The sequence below is a fragment of the Bacteroidota bacterium genome (genome assembly GCA_037133915.1).
Lineage (GTDB): Bacteria > Bacteroidota > Bacteroidia > Bacteroidales > CAIWKO01 > JBAXND01.
In genome coordinates, this window is the sequence record JBAXND010000009.1 from 69,999 (window position 1) to 90,266 (window position 20,268).

Here is a 20,268-nt window from a genome sequence, read left to right on the forward strand (position 1 = left end):
TTTTCCTGCCACCTGTATGATGCAATTAGGGTTTACTGCTTGCTTTAAATAGAAATTCTTTTTCTTCTTTCGTAAGGCTCGAATAACCTGATTTTTTTATTTTGTCGAGGATAGCATCGGTCTTTTTCTGATTATCGGCACGTACTTTATTGTAATCGTCTTCGTTTACCGGTGGCCGGGTGTAGGAAGTGTAACCTTTAAATTTCGGCTTGCGCCTGAACAATTTTTTAAATGGGTTAGCCAGATTATTGCCTATCACCTTACTTTTCAGTGCAAGTATATAAATGAATCCCCAGAAAGCCCCGCCAAGATGCGCGATGTGACCGCCGGGATTGTCTTTCTGGATGCTTAATAAGTCGAGTGCAACAAAAATAAGCGCCATGTATTTGAACTTGACTTTGCCGATAAACAGCATATTCAGCGAATAATCGGGAATAAAGGTGGCAATGGCTATGATGATGGCAAGCACTGAGGCCGAAGCACCCAGAACAATTGAAATGCCTGCAATATTGCTGAAAACCGGGAAAATATTATAGGCTGTTACATAAAAAATTCCTCCGAAAATGCCGCCGAGCAAATAGGTGAGAAGCAGTTTTTTGCTTCCTAGATATTCAGTAAAAAGCTTGCCGCCGAAGTATAGCATCAGCATATTGAAGAAAATATGCAGGAAATTCTCGTGCAGGAACATGTAAGAAATGATGGTCCACGGGCGATGCAGCAGGGTGTCGGGATTTGATGGCAGTGCCAGCCAGTAAACCAATATATTGGTTTCCTTGCCATTTTGCAAATAGGGTATCTGCATAAAGAACTGGAATAAGCCTGCGATGTTCACCAACAGGAATACCGCCACATTGATGATGATGAGCCGCGACAGCATGGAACGTCCCATGAAAAAATCGCGAAGACCTTTCAGAGGTGATGCAGGACGCGCCGGCTGGTAGTTGTTGAAATTGAAATTATTATTCATAAAGCCGAAAAATAATTTGATAATTAGTCAATTTGAAAATTTGAAAATTTTGAACGTCGGGATAAAGGATTATTCCCTGTTACCTATTACCTATTACCAATTACCTATTACCTGCCTTTACTCCCTGTTTTCAAACATTTTCTTACGGTTATTGCGTTTCCATATCATCAAAATAATGAATCCTACCAGCATCCCGCCAAGATGTGCAAAATGTGCCACGTTGTCGCCCGACCTGTTTGAAACACCCAATACCAGTTCAAGTCCGCCGTATAAAATAACAAACCATTTCGCCTTCATCGGAATTGCAAAATATACATATACCAGGGTGTTGGGGAACATCATCCCGAAAGCGAGCAATATGCCGAATACGGCACCCGAAGCACCGATAATCACCGGTGCGTTCAAATAATCTTCACGATACTGATTGATAAAATCTGTGTTAAAGGTAACAGCTGCCTGTTGTAACGAATCTGATTGCTGCGTGGCAATCTGAGCCATTTGATTCAGATTGGCAACCTGCGCCCTGAGTGAATCTGCGGGAGCATGCAGCATACTTATTGAATCGCTGATATTTTGTGCCTGCAATGTAAAATGCTGTGCTGTCTGCGCAAGCGAATCGGAATTGTGAATGATTCCGTTATAGCTTACTGAAAATGTATTAAAATGATTCTGAATATCATAAGATGCTACCTGAAAAACCTGTTGATTATCAATGAATTGTTTGAATTGTATCAATCCGGGACTGGCTTTATACTGTTCAATCGCTTCCAGTACCGGCTGAACCTGAAAATAAACTATAATATAATGTACAGCTGCGGCGCCAAGTCCGCAAAGAATATAATAGGTGAGAAAGCGTTTCGGTCCCCAGACATTTTCCAGTACATAGCCAAACATCCACAAAGCCAGCATATTGAATAATATATGTGTAATGTCGCCATGCATAAACATATATGAAACAATCTGGTAGGGCTTGAATTTTTCAGCTCCAAAATAATGCAGCCCGAGCATATCGTCAAGGTCAACATTCATGGCATTACCCAGAACATATTTGGCAATAAAAAAGAGGATATTTATAATAAGCAGATTCTTTACTACCGGTGGCAGCAATTTGAATCCTGCAGGTCTGTATTGTTCGTAACTCATGGAATGTCTTTGGTTAATTGTATTATTGCCTATCAGAACGCAATAATTGTTTTTTTATTTGAATCGTTTTTCGAGCTCATCATAACCCAGAATGAAAACAATGCGTTTTCCCGAAGGTGAAATTTCCGGTGCGCTGCATGCAAACAGCCTGTCGGCAAGCGATTGCATTTCTTCCGGCTGCATCTGGTGGTTGGTGCGTTTTGCCATATTGCGTGCCATAGCCTGCGCCAGATTTGCTTTTTTATCCATTTTCAGGTCGAGCAAATTCTTTTTAAAATTTTCCAGCACTTCTTCAATCAGTTCTTTAACGTCACTGTCTTTCATGCCGGCAGGCGTACCATTCACCAGAAACGTGCCGGGTCCGAATGGCTCTATCTCAAATCCCATGGCGCGGATATCTCCGGTCAGCTCACTCAGCAATTCGGTGTCCGACGGGCTGAAATCAATGGTTTGCGGATACAGACTGCGTTGTACCGGATGGCATTTTTGTTCAAAATTCTGAAGATAGCGTTCGTATAAAATCCGTTCGTTAGCTGCCTGCTGTGCAATAATCATCACGCCCGATTTCACATTTGTCATGATGTATTTTTGCTGCAGCTGAATAAAACTGCTTTGTCCGTTCCTTACAATATTTTCATCGGTACGCACGCTGAAAACCTCGCTTTGCTGAGGCTGTCCGGCAACCGGTTCTGCATCATTCTTTAGCGAAGGCAGGCTGTCGTAGAGTTTTTCCCAGTGCTGCTGGTTTGATATTTCGCGCGGACTCTGCTGTTCGCGCAGGGGAGGACTTTCTTTTTTATCAAACGGATTAAAATGCGGATCTACCTTGATGGTAGGCACTTTAATGGGGCGGTTATCGTAACTGAGGTCATATTCCATGCCTTTTTCGGCTTCAAAATCAATGCTTGGACTGATGCTGAATTTGCCGATTGATTTGCGTATCGTTGCACGTAAAATGGAATAGATAACCTTTTCTTCCTGAAATTTAATTTCAGTTTTGGTAGGATGAATGTTGATGTCAATTTTGGCAGGATCAATATCCATGTAAATGAAATAGGCCGGATGTGTATTTTCAGGCACCAGTTCAAGATACGAGGCTTCAACCGCGTGATGCAGATAAGAATTTTTAATGAATCGGCCATTCACGAAAAAGTACTGTTCGCCCCGTGTTTTTTTGGCGAATTCGGGTTTGCCTATAAATCCGGAAATTTTAACTACCGTAGTTTCTTCTTCAACAGGTATAATGCGCTCGTTATGAAAATTGCCCAGCAAGGCCAGAATCCGCTGTTTGAGATTGGAGCGGTCGGCCTGTATCACCACTTTTCCGTTATGGTAAAGAATAAAACTGATTTCAGGATGAACAAGTGCCACACGCTGAAATTCATCAATAATGTAGCTCATTTCGGTAGTATCCGACTTCAGGAAATTCCTTCGTGCCGGCACATTGAAAAATATATTCTTAACCGCAATCGACGTTCCTTCGGGTGTGGCACAAGGTCCTTGACTTTTTACCTTCGACCCGTCAATTTCTATACAGGTGCCGGCTTCGTCGCCTGTGCGTCTTGTTTTCAGCTCCACCTGCGCAATACTTGCAACAGAAGCCAGTGCTTCGCCGCGAAACCCGAAGGTGCGAATGGCAAACAGGTCTTTTGAATCTCTGATTTTGGAAGTAGCGTGGCGTTCAAAACTGAGGCGTGCATCGGTTTCCGACATACCGCATCCGTTATCAGTAACCTGAATCAGCGTTTTACCTGAATCCTTGACAATGAGTTGTATCTCATTCGCACCGGAATCCACGGCATTCTCCATCAGCTCCTTCACGGCGGATGCCGGGCGCTGTATCACCTCGCCCGCGGCTATCTGATTCGCCACCGAATCAGGAAGTATTTTAATTATATCCGACATGCTGCAAAAATACCTGTTTTTTATAAAACCTGCCCGGCTATTCTAATAAATATGGGCTTTTCTGAGCTGTATGTAAGAAGTGCCTGTTATATTCCTCAGATTTTAGGATGCTATAACGTCAGAGTTTTATACTTTTGTGGCTCAATTTGAAATAATTTTAAAGATAAAGAAAGAAGATCATGGAACAAGTTTTTGAAAAGATTAACGCACTGGCTGAAAAATATCGTGATTATACGGCACAGAATCTTTCGCGCCTGATTAGACTCAAATCACTGAGTATGGAAGAGAAAGAAGTGCAGTATGAATTGAAAAGGCAGATGGAAGAAGCCGGCTTTGACGAGGTTATTATTGATGGAATCGGAAATGTTATCGGACGCATTGGCAACGGCAAAAAAATTCTTGCCATCGATGGTCATATGGATACCGTTGATATCGGCAATATCGCCAACTGGACATTCGACCCGCTCGGCGGCGAAATTAAAGACGGATACGTTCTCGGACGCGGCACCGTTGACCAAAAAGGCGGACCCGCATCATTCGTAACATCAGGCCGCATTCTAAAGGAACTTGGTTTTGATAAGGACCTTACCATTTATTTTGTCGGCAGCGTGATGGAAGAGGACTGCGACGGACTTTGCTGGAAATATATCATTGAAGAAGATAAAATTGTTCCCGATTTTGTAATCAGCACGGAACCTACGAATCTTTGCATTTATCGCGGACACCGCGGCCGTATGGAAATTGAAGTTACCTTCCGCGGCGTTTCATCACACGGCTCGGCTCCCGAGCGCGGCAAGAATGCCGTATACATGGCATCACGTGCCTGCCTCGAAGTGGAAAAACTGAATGAGCGTCTTGCATACGATGAATTCCTCGGAAAAGGAAGTGTTACCATTTCTGAGTTCGTGAGCGGCAGCCCTTCACTCTGTGCTGTGGCCGATTACGCTAAAATTCATCTTGACAGACGTCTTACCTGGGGCGAAACCAAAGAGATTGCTGTTGCCGAAGTTGAAGAAATAGTAAAAGGTATGGACGCCAAAGTAGAAGTGTTGTATTACGACGGCGTTGCTTTTACAGGCAATAAATACGGGATGGAAAAATACTATCCTACATGGAAAATTGAAGAAGGCGAAGATGCCGTTCAGTTTGGCGTAAAAGCGTTTGAAGGTCTGTTCGCAAAGAAACCCGTTGTTGATAAGTGGACATTCTCAACCAACGGCGTTACCATCAACGGTATGTATAAAATTCCGTGTATCGGTTTTGGTCCCGGCAACGAAGTACTTGCTCATGCACCCAATGAAATGGTGAAGATTGATGACCTCGTGGTGGCATCTGCATTCTATGCAGCTTACGCTATGATGGCAGCAGAAAAATAATTAACAATTAATAATTAATAATTAAAAAAATATGCCATACATCTCATAATTAATTTCTGAGGTGTGAAAAAGAATACTCTCTGAACAAGAGCAGGGGCGTGTTTTTGGAAAGCAGAAAGTGTTTTTAACCTTTCTGACTTTATAAACTTTATAAACTTTCTAACTTAAAATTTATGGAAAAAGAGTTTGAGAAACTACTGAATGAACTTAAAAGTTACAAATCAGGCTTGTATAAGAATGATTTTTTACTCACCTGGGATAAATCACTTGATGAGCTTAAAACCATCCTTAACATAGCAGAAAGCCTCAAATACCTGAGAGATCACAATATCTCGACACGCTGTTTTGAATCAGGGCTGGCTATTTCAAATTTCCGCGATAATTCAACCCGTACCCGCTTTTCTTTCGCGTCGGCAGCAAACCTGCTTGGTCTGACCGTGCAGGATCTCGATGAAGGAAAATCACAGATAGCACACGGCGAAACTGTTCGCGAAACCGCGAATATGATTTCTTTTCTTACCGAAGTAATAGGAATACGTGATGATATGTTCCTGGGTGAAGGTCATACTTACATGCAGGAAGTGGGCAGCGCCCTCGACGATGGTTTCGAACAGGGCGTGCTTCCTCAGCGTCCCGGTATCGTGAACCTGCAGTGCGACATCGACCATCCTACACAAACCATGGCCGACCTGCTGCATCTCAAAAATGTATATGGCTCACTTGAGAACCTTCGCGGCAAAAAGATTGCCATGACATGGGCATATTCACCCAGCTATGGCAAGCCGCTTTCAGTTCCTCAGGGTATCATCGGACTGATGACACGCTTTGGTATGCACGTTGAACTGGCTCATCCCGAAGGTTACGACCTGATTCCTGATGTGATGGACCTTTCATTTAAAAATGCTCTTGAAAACGGTGGTTCATTCTCCGTTTCCAATAATATGGATAAAGCTTTCAAAGATGCAGACATTGTGTATCCCAAGAGCTGGGCTCCGTTCTCGGTAATGCAGGAAAGAACCACACTGTTGAAGAACCGCGACAACGACGGACTGAAGGTACTTGAGAAAAAATGTCTTGAGAACAATGCCAAATTCAAAGACTGGGAATGCACCGAAGAAAAAATGAAACTTACCAAAGAAGGTAAAGCACTCTATATGCATTGTCTTCCTGCTGATATTACTGATGTATCGTGTAAAGCCGGCGAAGTTTCAGCTTCCGTTTTTGAACGTTATCGCATTGCAACTTACAAAGAGGCAGGCTACAAACCTTACGTAATCGCCGCTATGGTTTTTGCGAACCATTTCAGCAACCCTGTTAAAACCCTCGAAAACCTTGCAGGCAGCAAGCTGCACAGAAAAACTGAATAGCAGGAAAATTTGGGAATAAATTGTAGTGAACAATTAGCAGTGAACCAATATTAGCTGTTAATTGTTCACTTTTTTTATACCTTTAGTGTTCCTAAATTTTCTCTTAATTTGTTTGTTTATAAAATTACGTAAGTAATGAAAACCCTCTACAGATTGCTATTAATTGTTTTATTATCATCATCGTGCGCGCTCGTAACACATGCACAGGACAACGATTCTGTGATTATACGTTCTATTTACGATAACGCCCTTACTGATAATTCATCGTACGAAAACCTGCATTATCTCTGTAAAAAGATTGGCGGCCGCATTTGTGGTTCGCCTCAGGCTGCAGCTGCCGTGGAATGGGCTTACCAGACGCTTCGGCAAATGGATGCCGACACTGTGTACCGCCAACCGGTTAAGGTGCGTAACTGGAATCGTGGTGAAAAAGAAACCGCATCAATGGTTTCCGCTATGTATGGTTCGAAAGAGCTGAATGTGTGCGCGCTTGGTGGCTCTGTCGGAACGGGTACTAAAGGTCTTTATGGAAAAGTGATTGAAGTTAAAAGTTTTGAAGAGCTTGCCGGACTGAATAAAACAGTGGCTTATGGAAAAATAATTTTCTTCAATCAGCCGGCCGACCCCAAATTTATTTACACGTTTGCAGCTTATGGTGGGGTTGCCGGATTTCGTGTTCACGGTGCAGCCGAAGCTGCAAAATATGGTGCTGCCGGTGTTATCGTCCGCAGCCTCACACTTGCTGATAATAATATTCCTCATACAGGCATCATGCGATACGAAGCCGGCGTGGACTCCATTCCTGCGGTTGCAATTTCAACAGCCGATGCCGATTTGTTAAGCTCGTGGCTCAAATCCGATCCGCAGACAAATGTTTGGTTTCGCACCACCTGTCAGGAACTTGAAGAAGCCGATTCATACAATGTGATGGGCGAAATTGAAGGCACTAAAAACCCTGAAGAAATTATTATGGTGGGCGGTCATATTGATGCGTGGGATCCGGGCGAAGGAGCTCACGACGATGGCGGCGGAACCGTGCAGGCTATGGATGTGATACGCATCTTTAAAGCCATCGGCTATAAGCCCAGGCACACCATACGTTGCGTGGTATTTATGGACGAAGAAGTTGCTCAGCGTGGCGGCAAAGCTTACGCGGATGCAGTAAAGCAACACAAGGAAAAGCATGTTGCCGCTATCGAGACTGACCGTGGTGTGTTTACGCCTACAGGTTTTTCAATTGATGCCGATGATAAAAGTCTAAAGAAAGTTCAGAAGTGGAAAGAACTTCTGTTGCCTTACGGAATTTACATTTTGGAAAAAGGCGGATCGGGAGTGGATATCTCGTTTCTGAAAGAACAAAGCATTCCGCTCATTGCACTCATCACCGAATCGCAACGGTATTTTGATTATCAGCACGCGGCATCCGATGTGTTCGAAAACGTTAATAAACGCGAATTGCAGCTTGGGGGCGCATCATTGGCTGCATTAATTTATTTGATTGATAAATACGGATTATAATAATCATCAAAGTTATGAGAGTCAAAATTGCATTGTATTTTTTATTGTTTGTACCCATATTTTCGTTTGCTCAGGAGATTCGTGTAAGCTCTCCCGAGGAGTTTGTTGCGGCCATTCAGAACGGGGTTACCATTATCCTGAAAAGCGGGACTTATAACCTTTCGTCGGTAATGAGCGATCAGAAATCAAATACAATTTGGAAAGACGTAACTGACGGATATGAATTACAGATACACGATGTGAGCAATCTTACCATTAAATCGGAAGGAAAAGTTACCATTGTTGTAAAGCCACGTTATGCCTGGGTTCTGGCGTTTTATAATTGTAGGAATATTTCAATTTCAGGCATTACATTCGGACATCTTGAAAGCGGTTATTGCGATGGCGGCGTGCTCGGGTTTGTAGGATGCAACGGCATCGACATTGTGAACTGTGTACTTTATGGCAGCGGCAAAGAAGGGCTGGGCATTGAATCTGTTGACAATTTTATTTTTAAAAATTCTACTATTCGAGACTGCAGCTACGACCTGATGACGATTATCGGTTCGTCCAGTCTGCTGTTTGAAAATGTGCTGTTTACAAAAACAGGTGAATTCAATCTTATAGATACGGAACGTTCAACGGACGTCCGCTTTTTTAAATGCAGCTTTACCGAAAATAGAAATTCAGAATTTATGCCTTATTTTTTCAGCTTTGGAGATGATAGTGGCGTTTTTACACTGGAGAAATGTAAGTTCATCAATAATCAGGTTGGGTATCTTTCCAATAAATCCGAAAAACTTAAGCTGAAGAAATGTTCATTTACAGGCAACACCTTTGTGGATATTAAAAATAAATAATTGAAGTGGATATTCGCCAGATCCTGCTAAAATATTGGGGGTATTCCCGTTTCAGGCCATTGCAGGAAGATATCATCAATGCTGTTTTGGAGAATCGAGATACGCTCGCACTGCTGCCTACAGGTGGAGGGAAATCCATTTGTTATCAGGTTCCCGCACTCGCGCGCGAAGGCGTTTGTATTGTCGTTTCGCCTTTGATTGCGCTCATGAAAGATCAGGTGTTGAACCTGAAAAATCGTGGCATCAATGCCGCAGCTATCTATTCCGGAATGAGCCGTTCAGAAATGGATATCATGCTCGATAATGCCGTTTATGGCGATGTAAAATTGCTCTACCTTTCGCCCGAAAGGCTGGAAACAGAGCTCTTGCGTGAGCGTTTGAAAAAAATGAAAGTGAACCTGCTCGCTATTGACGAAGCGCATTGCATCTCTCAATGGGGCTATGATTTCCGTCCGCCATATCTTAGAATAGCTGTCATTCGTGAGTTGCTTCCCGGTGTTCCGGTACTTGCCCTTACAGCAACTGCCACGCCCGATGTGGTGAATGATATTCAGGAGAAATTAGGATTCAAAACCAAAAATGCGCTGAGCAAAAGTTTTGAACGCGATAATCTGGCATACATGGTGGCTAAAGAGGAAGACAAGCTGAAACGCTTGCTCACCGTGACGAATAACATTCAGGGTACCGGAATTGTTTACGTGCGTAACAGAAAGAAAACCCGTGAGATTGCTGAATTTCTTCAAAAAAATGGTGTAAGTGCCGATTACTATCATGCAGGTCTTGATCCTAAAACCCGCGACGCGCGGCAAAATGCATGGATGAAGAATGAAAAACGCATCATTGTTTCTACCAATGCATTCGGTATGGGCATCGATAAACCCGACGTGCGTTTTGTGGTGCACATCGATTTGCCCGATTGTCTGGAAGCCTATTTTCAGGAAGCCGGCAGGGGAGGACGCGATGAAAAAAAAGCCTATGCCGCTTTGTTTTGGGAAGAAGCCGATATTATTGATGCGAAAAAAAATCTTGAACAATCATATCCCGACAGCGAAACACTGCGACACGTATATCAGGCGCTCGGAAATTATTTTCAACTGGCTACCGGCAGCGGACGCGATGCAACCTTTGAATTCAGCATTTCCGATTTTTGTAATTCATACAGGTTTTCGCCCGTAATAGCCTATAGTGCGCTGAAGAGCCTGCAGCGCGACGGATACATTTTTCTTTCAGATGGCTTCAATGAAACTTCAAGGCTGCTGTTTACTGCTTCCAAAGAAGATTTATACCGCTTTCAGGTGGAGCATCCAAAATATGACGGCTTTATAAAAATGCTGCTTCGGATGTACACCGGCATGTTCAATGATTTTGTGAAAATTGATGAAGATACTATTGCCCGACGTGCCGAACAGTCCAGAGAGAATATGGTCAAAATGCTCAGGCTGTTGGTTAAATTTGGTTTGTGCCAGTACATTGAAGGAAGTGACAAACCAAAGATTACTTTTCTTACCGAACGTTTTGATGTTAAAAGCCTCAACTTTTCCGATAAAGCCACACGCGACCTTAAAGTGAATGCCGCAAAAAGACTGGATGCCATCATCGACTATATCCGCTGTGAAACTAAGTGCCGCAGCCAGTTGTTGCTCGCCTATTTTGGCGAAAAAGAAAGTAAACGCTGCGGTGTGTGCGATGTGTGTCTTGAACGGAATAAACTAAGTCTGAGTGAACTTGAGTTCAGCAGCATGATAGAATTGCTGAAGCCAATGCTAAAAGCTCAATCCTTGACTTTAGACCAAATTGTGGATTCTCTTAAAGGAAAACAAGCTCAGAAAATCATAAGTGTTATCCGATGGCTGATAGATAATGATAAAGTCATAGTGGATGATGCCGGTTTGCACCGATGGAGATAAAACAATTCCTGAATTTTACTTCATCTCCTTCAATATCCTGAGTGCTTCATCAACATGTTTGGTAGCTTCCGTCTGCGAATTGAAAATGTACACTACTTTTCCCGTTAAATCCACAACATAGGTAACTCTGCCGGGAATCATGCCACCGGGCACACCGAAAAGTTTACGCACTTTATTGCCTTCATCAGCCAGAAGCGTGAAATTTAAATTGTATTTCTCGGCAAAGGCTTTATGGCTCTCAACCGACTGCCCGCTGATTCCAATAATCAGAGCACCTGCCTCTTTGAAAACATCGAAGCGGTCGCGGAAAGAGCATGCCTCTTTGGTACAACCCGGCGTATCATCGGCAGGGTAGAAGTAGATTACCAGCTTTTGCCTGCCAACAACATTGCGCAAAGCAAAGACGCTGTCGTTTTGATTCTTTAACGAGAAATCAGGAACCTGTGATCCGACTTCAACTTTTTGGGCGCTGCCACTGCACGAAATCAGCACCGATACTGATAACAGAATGAGATATTTTTTCATGAATACAAAATTACAGATACCGGTAGCCCAAAGTCAAGCAATCGGTTCTGCTTGATATCACAAAAACTTAATATCACGAATAGGGTGGGCTGACAAAGAAAAAGCCCCACCCAAAGGTGAGGCCTAATCGAAATTTCAGGGAAAATTAAACTATGCAAGTTTAACATTGATTGCGTTTAATCCCTTTCTTCCTTCTTTTAACTCAAAGGTCACATCATCGTCTTCCTTGATCTTGTCAATGAGATCAGTCACATGGACAAAATACTCTTTGCCTGATTCAACATCCTTGATAAATCCATAACCTTTGGATTCATTGAAAAATTTTACTTTACCTGTTTTCATAATTATAAATTAAATATTGACAAATATACGTAGTTTTTAAAAACAAGTTGCATTTTCAATAAAAAAAAATGTTAAGAAAGTGATTTTTTTTCAAATACATATATTATGCAATATGCCAATTATTTAACTGACCTGGTTTTCCTTAAGAATCCTTCATCGCGCTGATATTGCTCATACTGCCGCATATAATCATTAAAAATCATAAAATATTTCATGCCCTGATTGCAGCTTTTCGATTATGGCAGCCGAAATGATAAAAGCGATTATCTTTGCATTCGTAGATTGGAAGAAACGTGAAAATACTGAGAAAATTTAAAATTAAGGAGGTGGATATTTTTATCCTCAGGTCATATCTCGGACCTATGCTTCTTACGTTTTTTATTGCTCTGTTCATTTTGCTGATGCAGTTTCTGTGGAAATACGTCGACGATATCGTGGGCAAAGGCTTTGAATGGTACGTTATCATGCAGCTACTCTTTTATGCTTCAGCAACTTTTGTGCCGCTGGCGCTCCCGCTTGCCGTGTTGCTGGCATCGCTCATGACGTTCGGAAATCTGGGCGAACACTACGAACTGGTTGCCATAAAAGCTGCCGGAATCTCTTTTCGCCGTGCCATGATGCCCCTTGTTGTATTCTCTGTTTTGTTGAGCGCCTTTGCCTTTTATTTCTCAAACAATGTGCTTCCGGTTGCAAATCTAAAATTCGGTACATTGCTGTATGATGTACGTGAAAAAAAACCTGCCCTGAGCATCAATGAAGGCGTTTTTTACAATGATATTGACGGTTATACGATTCGCATCGGGAAAAAGGAAGCTGATGGTGTTACACTCCACAATATTATGATTTACGATCAAACGGAAGATATGGGGAATATTAACCTCACCGTTGCGGAATCGGGCACCATGGAAAATACACCCGATAAGCGTTTTCTGATTTTTAAATTGTTCAACGGGAATAATTATTACGAAAAACTCCGCGACGCTTCCGGTTCGCAAAAAAGACCATTTCAGCGTACAAAATTCAAGGAAGAAATGCGGCGGTTCGACCTGTCTTCATTTAAAATGTCCCGAACCAATGAAGACCTGTTTAAAGACCATTACCAGATGCTCAATCTGGTGCAGCTTGTTGAAGCCGAAGATACGCTGCGCAAAGAATTTGTGAAAAGAGAGGAAGATACCTACAATTATATTCTGCGTAATTTTTATTTCTACACTGTAATTGATACCACGGTTTATCCGAAAGCAGATACAGCTAAAGCTTTGAAGGACGATTTTATTGCCGGATTTTCACCAAAAGAGGGGAAAGTTTTGGTTGACAGGGCGCTGAACAGCGCACGGGGTGTTAATGAACAGCTGGAGTACATTGCAAAAGATTATCAGCTTAAAAATGAAATTATTGTCAGGCATGAAATTGAATGGCATCGCAAATTTACGCTGTCAATAGCCTGTCTTATATTGTTTTTTATCGGGGCTCCACTCGGAGCAATCATCCGAAAAGGCGGGCTTGGTCTGCCTGTGGTGTTTGCAACACTGTTTTTTATTTTATTTCACATTGTCTCCATTACAGGTGAGAAAGCAGCTCGCGAAGGCGTGATGTCGGCTATGGAAGGTATGTGGTTGGCGTCACTGATATTTTTACCTATCGGCGTATTGCTCACATACAGTGCAAGCACTGATTCGCGCATTATGAGCGGCGATTTCTGGATATCATTCTTTAAAATGATAACCGGCTTCGTGAAAGGTATTTTCGTTAAAAGAAAAAAATAGCATGAACATACTTCAGCTTTGTAATAAATCACCGTGGCCACCCAAAGAAGGCGGTCCCATTGCCATGCATGCCCTCACCCAAGGCCTTACGCAATTGGGACATACAGTGGATGTGTTGGCAATGAGTACTCCTAAATATCCTGTGGCTGCCGATTCCGTTCCTGATTGCGTTGCCGGAAACTTTCACCTCGTCAAGGTCAATAACTCAGTTACCATAACCGGGGCCTTTGCCAACCTTTTCAGCAGTCGCTCCTATCATGTTACCCGATTTGTAAGCAAACGTTTTGAGATTGAACTGGTGAAGCTTTTGCAATCCCGCAATTACGACATTGTGCAGTTGGAAACAATTTTTGTTGCTCCGTACATTGATATTATCAGAAAGTATTCTACCGCCCGTATTGTGCTTCGTGCACATAATATTGAACACCTGATTTGGGAACGCATCGCAAAATCAACGGTTAATCCTGTTACCCGTAAGTACATTCGGTATTTGTCAGGAAAACTCAGCCGTTATGAGCTGTCTGTATTTAAAAATGTGGATGCCATTGCAGCCATTTCGCCTCAGGACGAAGCATTCATAAAGTCACTAAATATTGCGAAGCCATTGACTCTCGTGCCGTTTGGTGTTAGTGCCGACAATTATCAAATACCTTCTGCCGAAGCCGAATGGCCCAGCCTGTTTCATCTCGGCTCAATGGATTGGTTTCCGAATCAGGAAGGCATGCGTTGGTTTATTACTCAGGTGTGGCCTTTGGTACAGCGCGAATATCCTGAAATAAAACTCTATCTTGCCGGACGTAATATGCCCAAATGGCTTACCCGTAGTTCATTCCCGGGTGTTTCCGTTATCGGTGAAGTGCCCGATGCGGCTGAGTTTATGGCATCAAAAGGGGTAATGATTGTACCCCTGTTTTCAGGCAGTGGCGTTCGTATTAAAATAATTGAGGGGATGGCGCTTGCAAAACCTGTAATCTCTACTACAATTGGTGCAGAAGGCATCAACTGCAGCAACGGCGAGAATATTATTCTTGCCGATGACCCGATTAGTTTCGTTCGCGAAATAAGAACGCTTACGCAGAATCGTGAAAAAGCAACCACCTTGGGGCTGAAGGCACGCGAACTTATTTTGCGGGAACACAACGCCGATATTGCCTCGGCAAAACTGGCAACTCTTTACGAAATGGCAATGTCAGTCTGACAATCAAAGATAAAGTATAATGAAAAATAGATTTTTATTTTTACTCGCAATCCTTTCGATGTGTGTAACGCTGCCTGCGGTTACACACGCGCAGATAAACCGTTTGCTGCCCATTGCTGCCCGTTTGCAATGGGATAATGCCAATGGATATTGTGGTGAGGAATCGATTCAGATGTGTGGATTATATTTCGGTAATTATATTTCGCAGGACGTGGTTCGGACCGTTGCTGGCGGCGAGCTGTTGATAGGTGTTAACGACGTTGCAGCTCTGAATGCCTTTTCATTCAACTGCGAAGAATGGGATTTTGATAATCAGGTAACACCACAATACCAAAATTATTTGGTGTGGGTTAAAGAACATCTGTATAACTATTCGCCTGTGATAATTACTGTATTTGTACAGGGCATGAGTGATCCGGATTATGATCACATCATTCCTGCAATCGGCTTTAATGCTGCAACTTCGAACTCATATAGCGACGCTGATCAGCTTATTTTTCATGATTGCTATGCCGCAACCCCTTACACACGTTCCTTTGTCTCGATGTGGGATACCCGCAGTATGAACGGCAACGGAGCCACTTACGAGTATTGCATTCCTAAAAATGTAGATTATGGTTGTGCCGTCACGGGCATTAAAGACCCACAAAGTAAATGCAAGCCGGTGCGTCTCACTCTTAACCGCTGGGACGAACCCAATGTAACACTGGGCGAACCCGCCGAATCCATGACTGCCACCATTACCATAGAATCACTTACCGCCGGACAGCAATACGCATTACTGAGGTACAATAACTACACCCAGGTTCCTGCCACTGATTTTAATCCAGCAGGTGCAGGCAGTGTCGTTTATTTTACGGCTGCGGACTCAACCAAAACACTCAGCGATAATTTTATGTCGAACACTGCTGTTTTCTACCGTTGTGTGGAATACACCTACAATGGAACAGAAGAACAAAAAATTACAAACGACCTGAATCTTTCTGTGTATCCGAACCCGGTCAATCGCAGCAGCAGATTATATTTTACCCTGAATGAAGCACAGAATGTGACAATGGAATTATTCGATGTGAATGGGCGCCTTGTGGAGAATATAATAAATTCGGAATTTGAAGCCGGGGAACATCAGATTGCCTTAAACACGGATGATCTGCCGGAAGGTGTTTATTATTGCAGAATGATATCGAAAGATAATTGCAGGGTGTTGAGGATAATGAAAAATTAATAATTAGTAATTAATAATTATTCACCTTTAACCCCTTCGGGGTAACAATGCGAAATCGTAATATAATTTTTCAGCCTTAAGCTTTCACCCTTTAGCCTTCGCCTATATTTTGACTCACGACTCACGATCCGTCAGGAGACGGATTTCGGCTTCGCCTCAACTCTTGACTCTTGACTCTTGACTCTTGACTCACGACTAATACAGATGGCTTAATAGTATTTTGACACCTATCCCGATAAGGATAATGCCGCCGATAATTTCCATGCGTTTGCCGAATCTGCTGCCGACTTTTTTTCCGAAAAGCATCCCAATCATTGAAACCAGAAAAGTTACGAATCCAATAATCAGGATTGAAAGATAAATATTCATTTGTATCATGGCAAAACTTACGCCTACCACAAGAGCGTCTATGCTCGTAGCAATAGCAATACCAAGCATTACAGTAAGTTTAAGCGGATTGAAACTGCTTTCTTCTTTATCTTTTTTGAAACTCTCAAGAATCATTTTTATTCCGAGAACCGAGAGCAGTCCAAAGGCAATCCAATGGTCGTAATTGCTGATGTAAGAAGCCACCTGCGAACCTGCGAACCACCCGGCAAACGGCATCAAAGTTTGTAGAATGGCCATTACCAAAGCAAATCGTACACCTTGCCAGAACCGTATGTTGTTTACAACTAAACCGGTTGACACCGAAACCGCAAAGGTGTCGGCCGACAACCCAATAGCAATAAGTATAATAGAAAGAAGGTCCATTTTTCGGAATAATATCTGTACGCGTTTATAACCCGAAATCAGCGGCGAAATTAGCAATTATTACCAATTAAGCATCGCGGAGGCAGATTTCAACCTTCGGCCTGAACAGTGTTTGACGTATCTTTTATCTCACAGGGAAGCATTTAGAGTGATAAATATCTGTTTCTGATTATTATTTAGAATTGTTTTAATTTATGCAGTGTATTGATTGTATATTTGTGCTTGATTATATATTAACTTAATTACACTGAGATGAAAAAGCTTCTACTTAGCCTGGCAATAATAATTGGATTCTTCGCTCTGCCGCACAGTGCCGGAGCACAAACATTTCCACCGCTTCCTCTGGTATACGGCTCGTCTCCCTTTCAGGATTCTTTGTGGGCATTTGACACAACCGGCAGCGCATACACAGTGAAAGTGCGCATGGGACCAACGCTTCCCGGTTTTACCATCACCGGTATGAACGGGCTCGCCTTTGACCCCTGTGGTTTAAAAACGTACATAATCTTAAAAGTAAGCGGTGTTACAGGCAGGGTGCTAGCTACCATAGATTTAAAAACCGGGGTGTGCACACAGATAGGTAATTTAGGCGATAAATTCTCGTCTATTACATTTGACCGTACCGGCCAACTTTATGGTGTTACCGGTAATGGTGCTACTGTGCCCGAGACTTTTTTCTCTATAGACAAAACTACAGCTGCAACAACAATGCTTACTGCATTAGGCAATGGCGCCGATGGCGAGGTTATCTGTTACAACTATTATGATAATATGATCTATCACTGGTCGGGGAATGGCACCCTGGTGTATGAAAAATTCTCATTAACGCCTCCATACACTATTACCGGAATCTCTGGTGCGCTAGGACTCAGTGAAACCTTTGGTGCTCTTTACCTCAGTCCAAACCGTTTCCTTCATTCAAATATTTCGAGCGCTTTTCATTACCTTGATACATTGGGCGTATATGGCGGTCTTCTTGCTACAAATCCTGACGACATCCGCGGATTGGTTTTCCCACCGGCTTTTGCAATTAACACGGATACCATTTGCGCAAAAGAGTCTATAACGGTAGCTGCCACGGGTCTTTATCTGCACAAAGCATATTATTATTGGGGCGACGGCAATGGCGATACTATTGTAAACGGAGGCGCAACGCATCAGTATAATTCATTCGGAAATTTTACAATTACCGTACTGCTCGATGACGGTTATTGCACGCCCGATACAGCTTACACTGTGAATATTCGTGTGAATCCACTTCCAAATGTCGGACTTAGCGGCAACACTTCCTTATGCCCCGGCGGAAGTCTGCTTCTGACGGGTTCTTCAGGCGGTACCAGCCAATGGTATTTCAACGGAATTCTGATTCCGGGTGCCTCATCTCACACCTATCTTGCCGATTCGGCCGGTACATATAATATGACTAAAACCAATACAAACGGTTGTGTGGATTCTGCCGCTCTATCACTGATTGTGGTGGATGTTACCAATCCTGTAGTTAATCTTGGTCCGGATACTGTTATCTGCGCGGGCATTTTACTTGATGCTCAGAATACAGGCAGCAGTTTTTCATGGAACGATTTATCGACTTCACAAGGCCTCTATGCCGATACTACGAGCCTTTATTGGGTAGTGGTTACAGATACCAATGGCTGCACTGCAAACGACTCTGTAAATGTTACTGTGAATCCGCTGCCTGTGGTCACTTACGTTGAATTACTGGATACCGTTTGCCTGAATGCCGGCGACCTTACGCTGACTGCCGGTTCGCCTGCAGGTGGTGTTTATACCGGAACAGGAGTTCTCAACGATACCTTCAATACGATTACCGGTGGCACAGGCCCCAATCTGATTACTTACACTTATACCGACGGCAATGGCTGCGTTAATTCCGATGCTTCGGTGATTGTTGTCAATGCACTGCCTGAGGTAGCTTACGTTGAATTACAGGATACTGTGTGCATCAATGAAGGAAACATCACACTGACTGCCGGAACACCAACAGGCGGCACATACAGCGGAGCCGGTGTAACGGGCAGTACTTTCAATACAACAACAGCCGGTATTGGTACGTTTACCATTACTTATAATTATACCGATGGTTACGGCTGTTCAAACAGTGTAACATCGCAGATTACGGTTGATCCTTGCAGCGGAATACGCGAGAATGCTGCTACATTGCGCGATTATGAGGTGTTTCCAAATCCGTCAACAGGCATTTTCAACCTTCAGTCGGTAAGCGGAAATGGGAGAGAAGTAAACATATCGGTATATAATTCCATTGGAAAACTTGTTTATGAAGCCCTCACAAATGCTGCAATTACCGGGATTGACCTTCGTAATTTAGCCGATGGAATCTATACGATTTCACTGCGGTCGGCACAAAGCAATAAAGTAATAAAAGTGCTGAAGCAACAGTAGTGCTGTTCAATGAAGTATATCTTGAAGCCGCCTCAAATGGGCGGCTTCTTTTTTGACTGCTGTAATTTTTTACCTTTGTACCTGAATGCACTCCGATTAGTTCAATTTCTGTAAGAAGAATTCCATGCTGCCCGACTATTATAAAATTCTTGAAGTACCTGTCGATGCAACGAATGAAGAAATTCACCGTTCGTACCGAATGCTTGCTAAAAAACTGCATCCGGATGTGAATGGCAGCCCTGATGCGGAACTTCGGATTAAAACGCTGAACGAGGCTTATCAGGTGCTGATGCACCCGCTGAAAAGGAAAAAATACGATTTGCTGTTTACCTACGCAGTGTGGAAAGATTACAGAAAATACGGCACTTCATCAACGCGCAATCCCTCCTGGGAACAATACAATCAACGAACCGGCGAAACACCTGCTTCCGAAAGGCGCAAAACGCCCGGAATGTCGAGGCATTCAATCAGAATGATGAATAATTTTATTTTCTACTCCGTGCTGGTAATTGTTGTTGCGGGAATTGTTTTTAGTGTTATAGATGCCGTGGTTAACCTCCATTTTCAGGGGCTTCTGTTTAGTGCCATCCTTGTCCTGATGCTATATTCTGTATGGTCCATGGTGCAGATTCGCAAGTGAAGTACATTCTGCTTATTACCTTCTTACACCAATCAAGGCTTGAAAATCTAACGCTGTGGTTCTCTGTGGGACTCCGTGTACCTCTGTGGAATTTTTAAAGAATTAACCCGGAGAAAAACTGAGTTATCACTGAGTTACACAGAGAAAATCGAACTCTTAATTCACTTTCTTATATAATTCAATAACGTTTTGCAATTTATTCGAGTAATTGCTTGCGCCAGAATGCATGCTTTCATTATTCAGAGATATAAAATCTTCATGGAGGAATTACCGATACATCTATTATATTAAATATATTGCCATAAGATTAAAACTTTGTTAGATTTTCGATATTTCGTTTTTTTTTATGTTATACGAAATGAAATAAAATAGCTCT

At 42.8% G+C, this 20,268-nt stretch carries 16 protein-coding genes; 10 read left to right on the plus strand and 6 right to left on the minus strand.

Annotated features, from left to right (window positions below; translation table 11 throughout):
* Positions 1-25: 25 nt before the first annotated feature.
* The 3 genes from WCM76_04820 to mutL form a co-directional block, all read right to left on the minus strand.
* Positions 26-967 (minus strand): rhomboid family intramembrane serine protease, encoded by a 942-nt coding sequence (locus WCM76_04820; GenBank protein MEI6764941.1) that lies wholly within the window; start codon positions 965-967, stop codon positions 26-28.
* Between the two features lie 117 nt (positions 968-1,084).
* On the minus strand, positions 1,085-2,110 hold the full coding sequence (locus WCM76_04825; GenBank protein ID MEI6764942.1) for a rhomboid family intramembrane serine protease: 1,026 nt from the start codon (positions 2,108-2,110) through the stop codon (positions 1,085-1,087).
* A gap of 54 nt (positions 2,111-2,164) precedes the next feature.
* Positions 2,165-4,015 carry a DNA mismatch repair endonuclease MutL gene (gene mutL / locus WCM76_04830; GenBank protein ID MEI6764943.1) on the minus strand — a complete coding sequence of 617 codons (1,851 nt, stop codon included), beginning with the start codon at positions 4,013-4,015 and terminating at the stop codon, positions 2,165-2,167.
* Between the two features lie 179 nt (positions 4,016-4,194).
* On the opposite strand from mutL, the gene WCM76_04835 reads away from it, so the two are divergent.
* The 5 genes from WCM76_04835 (at position 4,195) to WCM76_04855 (ending at position 11,022) form a co-directional block, all read left to right on the plus strand.
* The gene (locus tag WCM76_04835) at positions 4,195-5,391 is read left to right on the plus strand and encodes a YgeY family selenium metabolism-linked hydrolase (protein MEI6764944.1); all 1,197 of its coding nucleotides are present in this window, start codon (positions 4,195-4,197) and stop codon (positions 5,389-5,391) included.
* A 173-nt stretch (positions 5,392-5,564) separates the two neighbouring features.
* A complete protein-coding gene (gene ygeW / locus WCM76_04840; protein MEI6764945.1) occupies positions 5,565-6,758 on the plus strand; it encodes a knotted carbamoyltransferase YgeW in 1,194 nt (397 codons plus the stop codon).
* Between the two features lie 135 nt (positions 6,759-6,893).
* Positions 6,894-8,276 (plus strand): M20/M25/M40 family metallo-hydrolase, encoded by a 1,383-nt coding sequence (locus WCM76_04845; GenBank protein MEI6764946.1) that lies wholly within the window; start codon positions 6,894-6,896, stop codon positions 8,274-8,276.
* Between the two features lie 14 nt (positions 8,277-8,290).
* A complete protein-coding gene (locus tag WCM76_04850; protein ID MEI6764947.1) occupies positions 8,291-9,115 on the plus strand; it encodes a right-handed parallel beta-helix repeat-containing protein in 825 nt (274 codons plus the stop codon).
* Positions 9,116-9,120: 5 nt separating this feature from the next.
* Positions 9,121-11,022: an ATP-dependent DNA helicase RecQ gene (locus WCM76_04855; protein MEI6764948.1), complete on the plus strand. Its 1,902-nt coding sequence runs from the start codon at positions 9,121-9,123 to the stop codon at positions 11,020-11,022.
* A 15-nt stretch (positions 11,023-11,037) separates the two neighbouring features.
* Here WCM76_04855 and WCM76_04860 read toward each other — a convergent pair whose 3' ends face one another.
* A complete protein-coding gene (locus tag WCM76_04860) occupies positions 11,038-11,547 on the minus strand; it encodes a peroxiredoxin (protein MEI6764949.1) in 510 nt (169 codons plus the stop codon).
* Positions 11,548-11,697: 150 nt separating this feature from the next.
* The gene (locus tag WCM76_04865) at positions 11,698-11,889 is read right to left on the minus strand and encodes a cold shock domain-containing protein (GenBank protein ID MEI6764950.1); all 192 of its coding nucleotides are present in this window, start codon (positions 11,887-11,889) and stop codon (positions 11,698-11,700) included.
* A gap of 326 nt (positions 11,890-12,215) precedes the next feature.
* Here WCM76_04865 and WCM76_04870 point away from each other — a divergent pair, with 326 nt between their 5' ends.
* From WCM76_04870 to WCM76_04880, 3 genes are read left to right on the plus strand one after another with little or no spacing between them, the layout of a single operon-like run.
* A complete protein-coding gene (locus WCM76_04870; protein MEI6764951.1) occupies positions 12,216-13,655 on the plus strand; it encodes an LptF/LptG family permease in 1,440 nt (479 codons plus the stop codon).
* Position 13,656: 1 nt separating this feature from the next.
* Positions 13,657-14,853: a glycosyltransferase family 4 protein gene (locus WCM76_04875; GenBank protein ID MEI6764952.1), complete on the plus strand. Its 1,197-nt coding sequence runs from the start codon at positions 13,657-13,659 to the stop codon at positions 14,851-14,853.
* A 19-nt stretch (positions 14,854-14,872) separates the two neighbouring features.
* Positions 14,873-16,078: a T9SS type A sorting domain-containing protein gene (locus WCM76_04880; GenBank protein MEI6764953.1), complete on the plus strand. Its 1,206-nt coding sequence runs from the start codon at positions 14,873-14,875 to the stop codon at positions 16,076-16,078.
* Between the two features lie 195 nt (positions 16,079-16,273).
* Here WCM76_04880 and WCM76_04885 read toward each other — a convergent pair whose 3' ends face one another.
* The gene (locus WCM76_04885) at positions 16,274-16,831 is read right to left on the minus strand and encodes a manganese efflux pump MntP family protein (GenBank protein MEI6764954.1); all 558 of its coding nucleotides are present in this window, start codon (positions 16,829-16,831) and stop codon (positions 16,274-16,276) included.
* Between the two features lie 252 nt (positions 16,832-17,083).
* On the opposite strand from WCM76_04885, the gene WCM76_04890 reads away from it, so the two are divergent.
* Entirely contained in the window at positions 17,084-19,252 is a 2,169-nt protein-coding gene (locus tag WCM76_04890) for a T9SS type A sorting domain-containing protein (GenBank protein MEI6764955.1), read from the plus strand.
* A gap of 124 nt (positions 19,253-19,376) precedes the next feature.
* The gene (locus WCM76_04895) at positions 19,377-19,892 is read left to right on the plus strand and encodes a J domain-containing protein (protein MEI6764956.1); all 516 of its coding nucleotides are present in this window, start codon (positions 19,377-19,379) and stop codon (positions 19,890-19,892) included.
* The last annotated feature ends 376 nt before the right edge of the window (positions 19,893-20,268 follow it).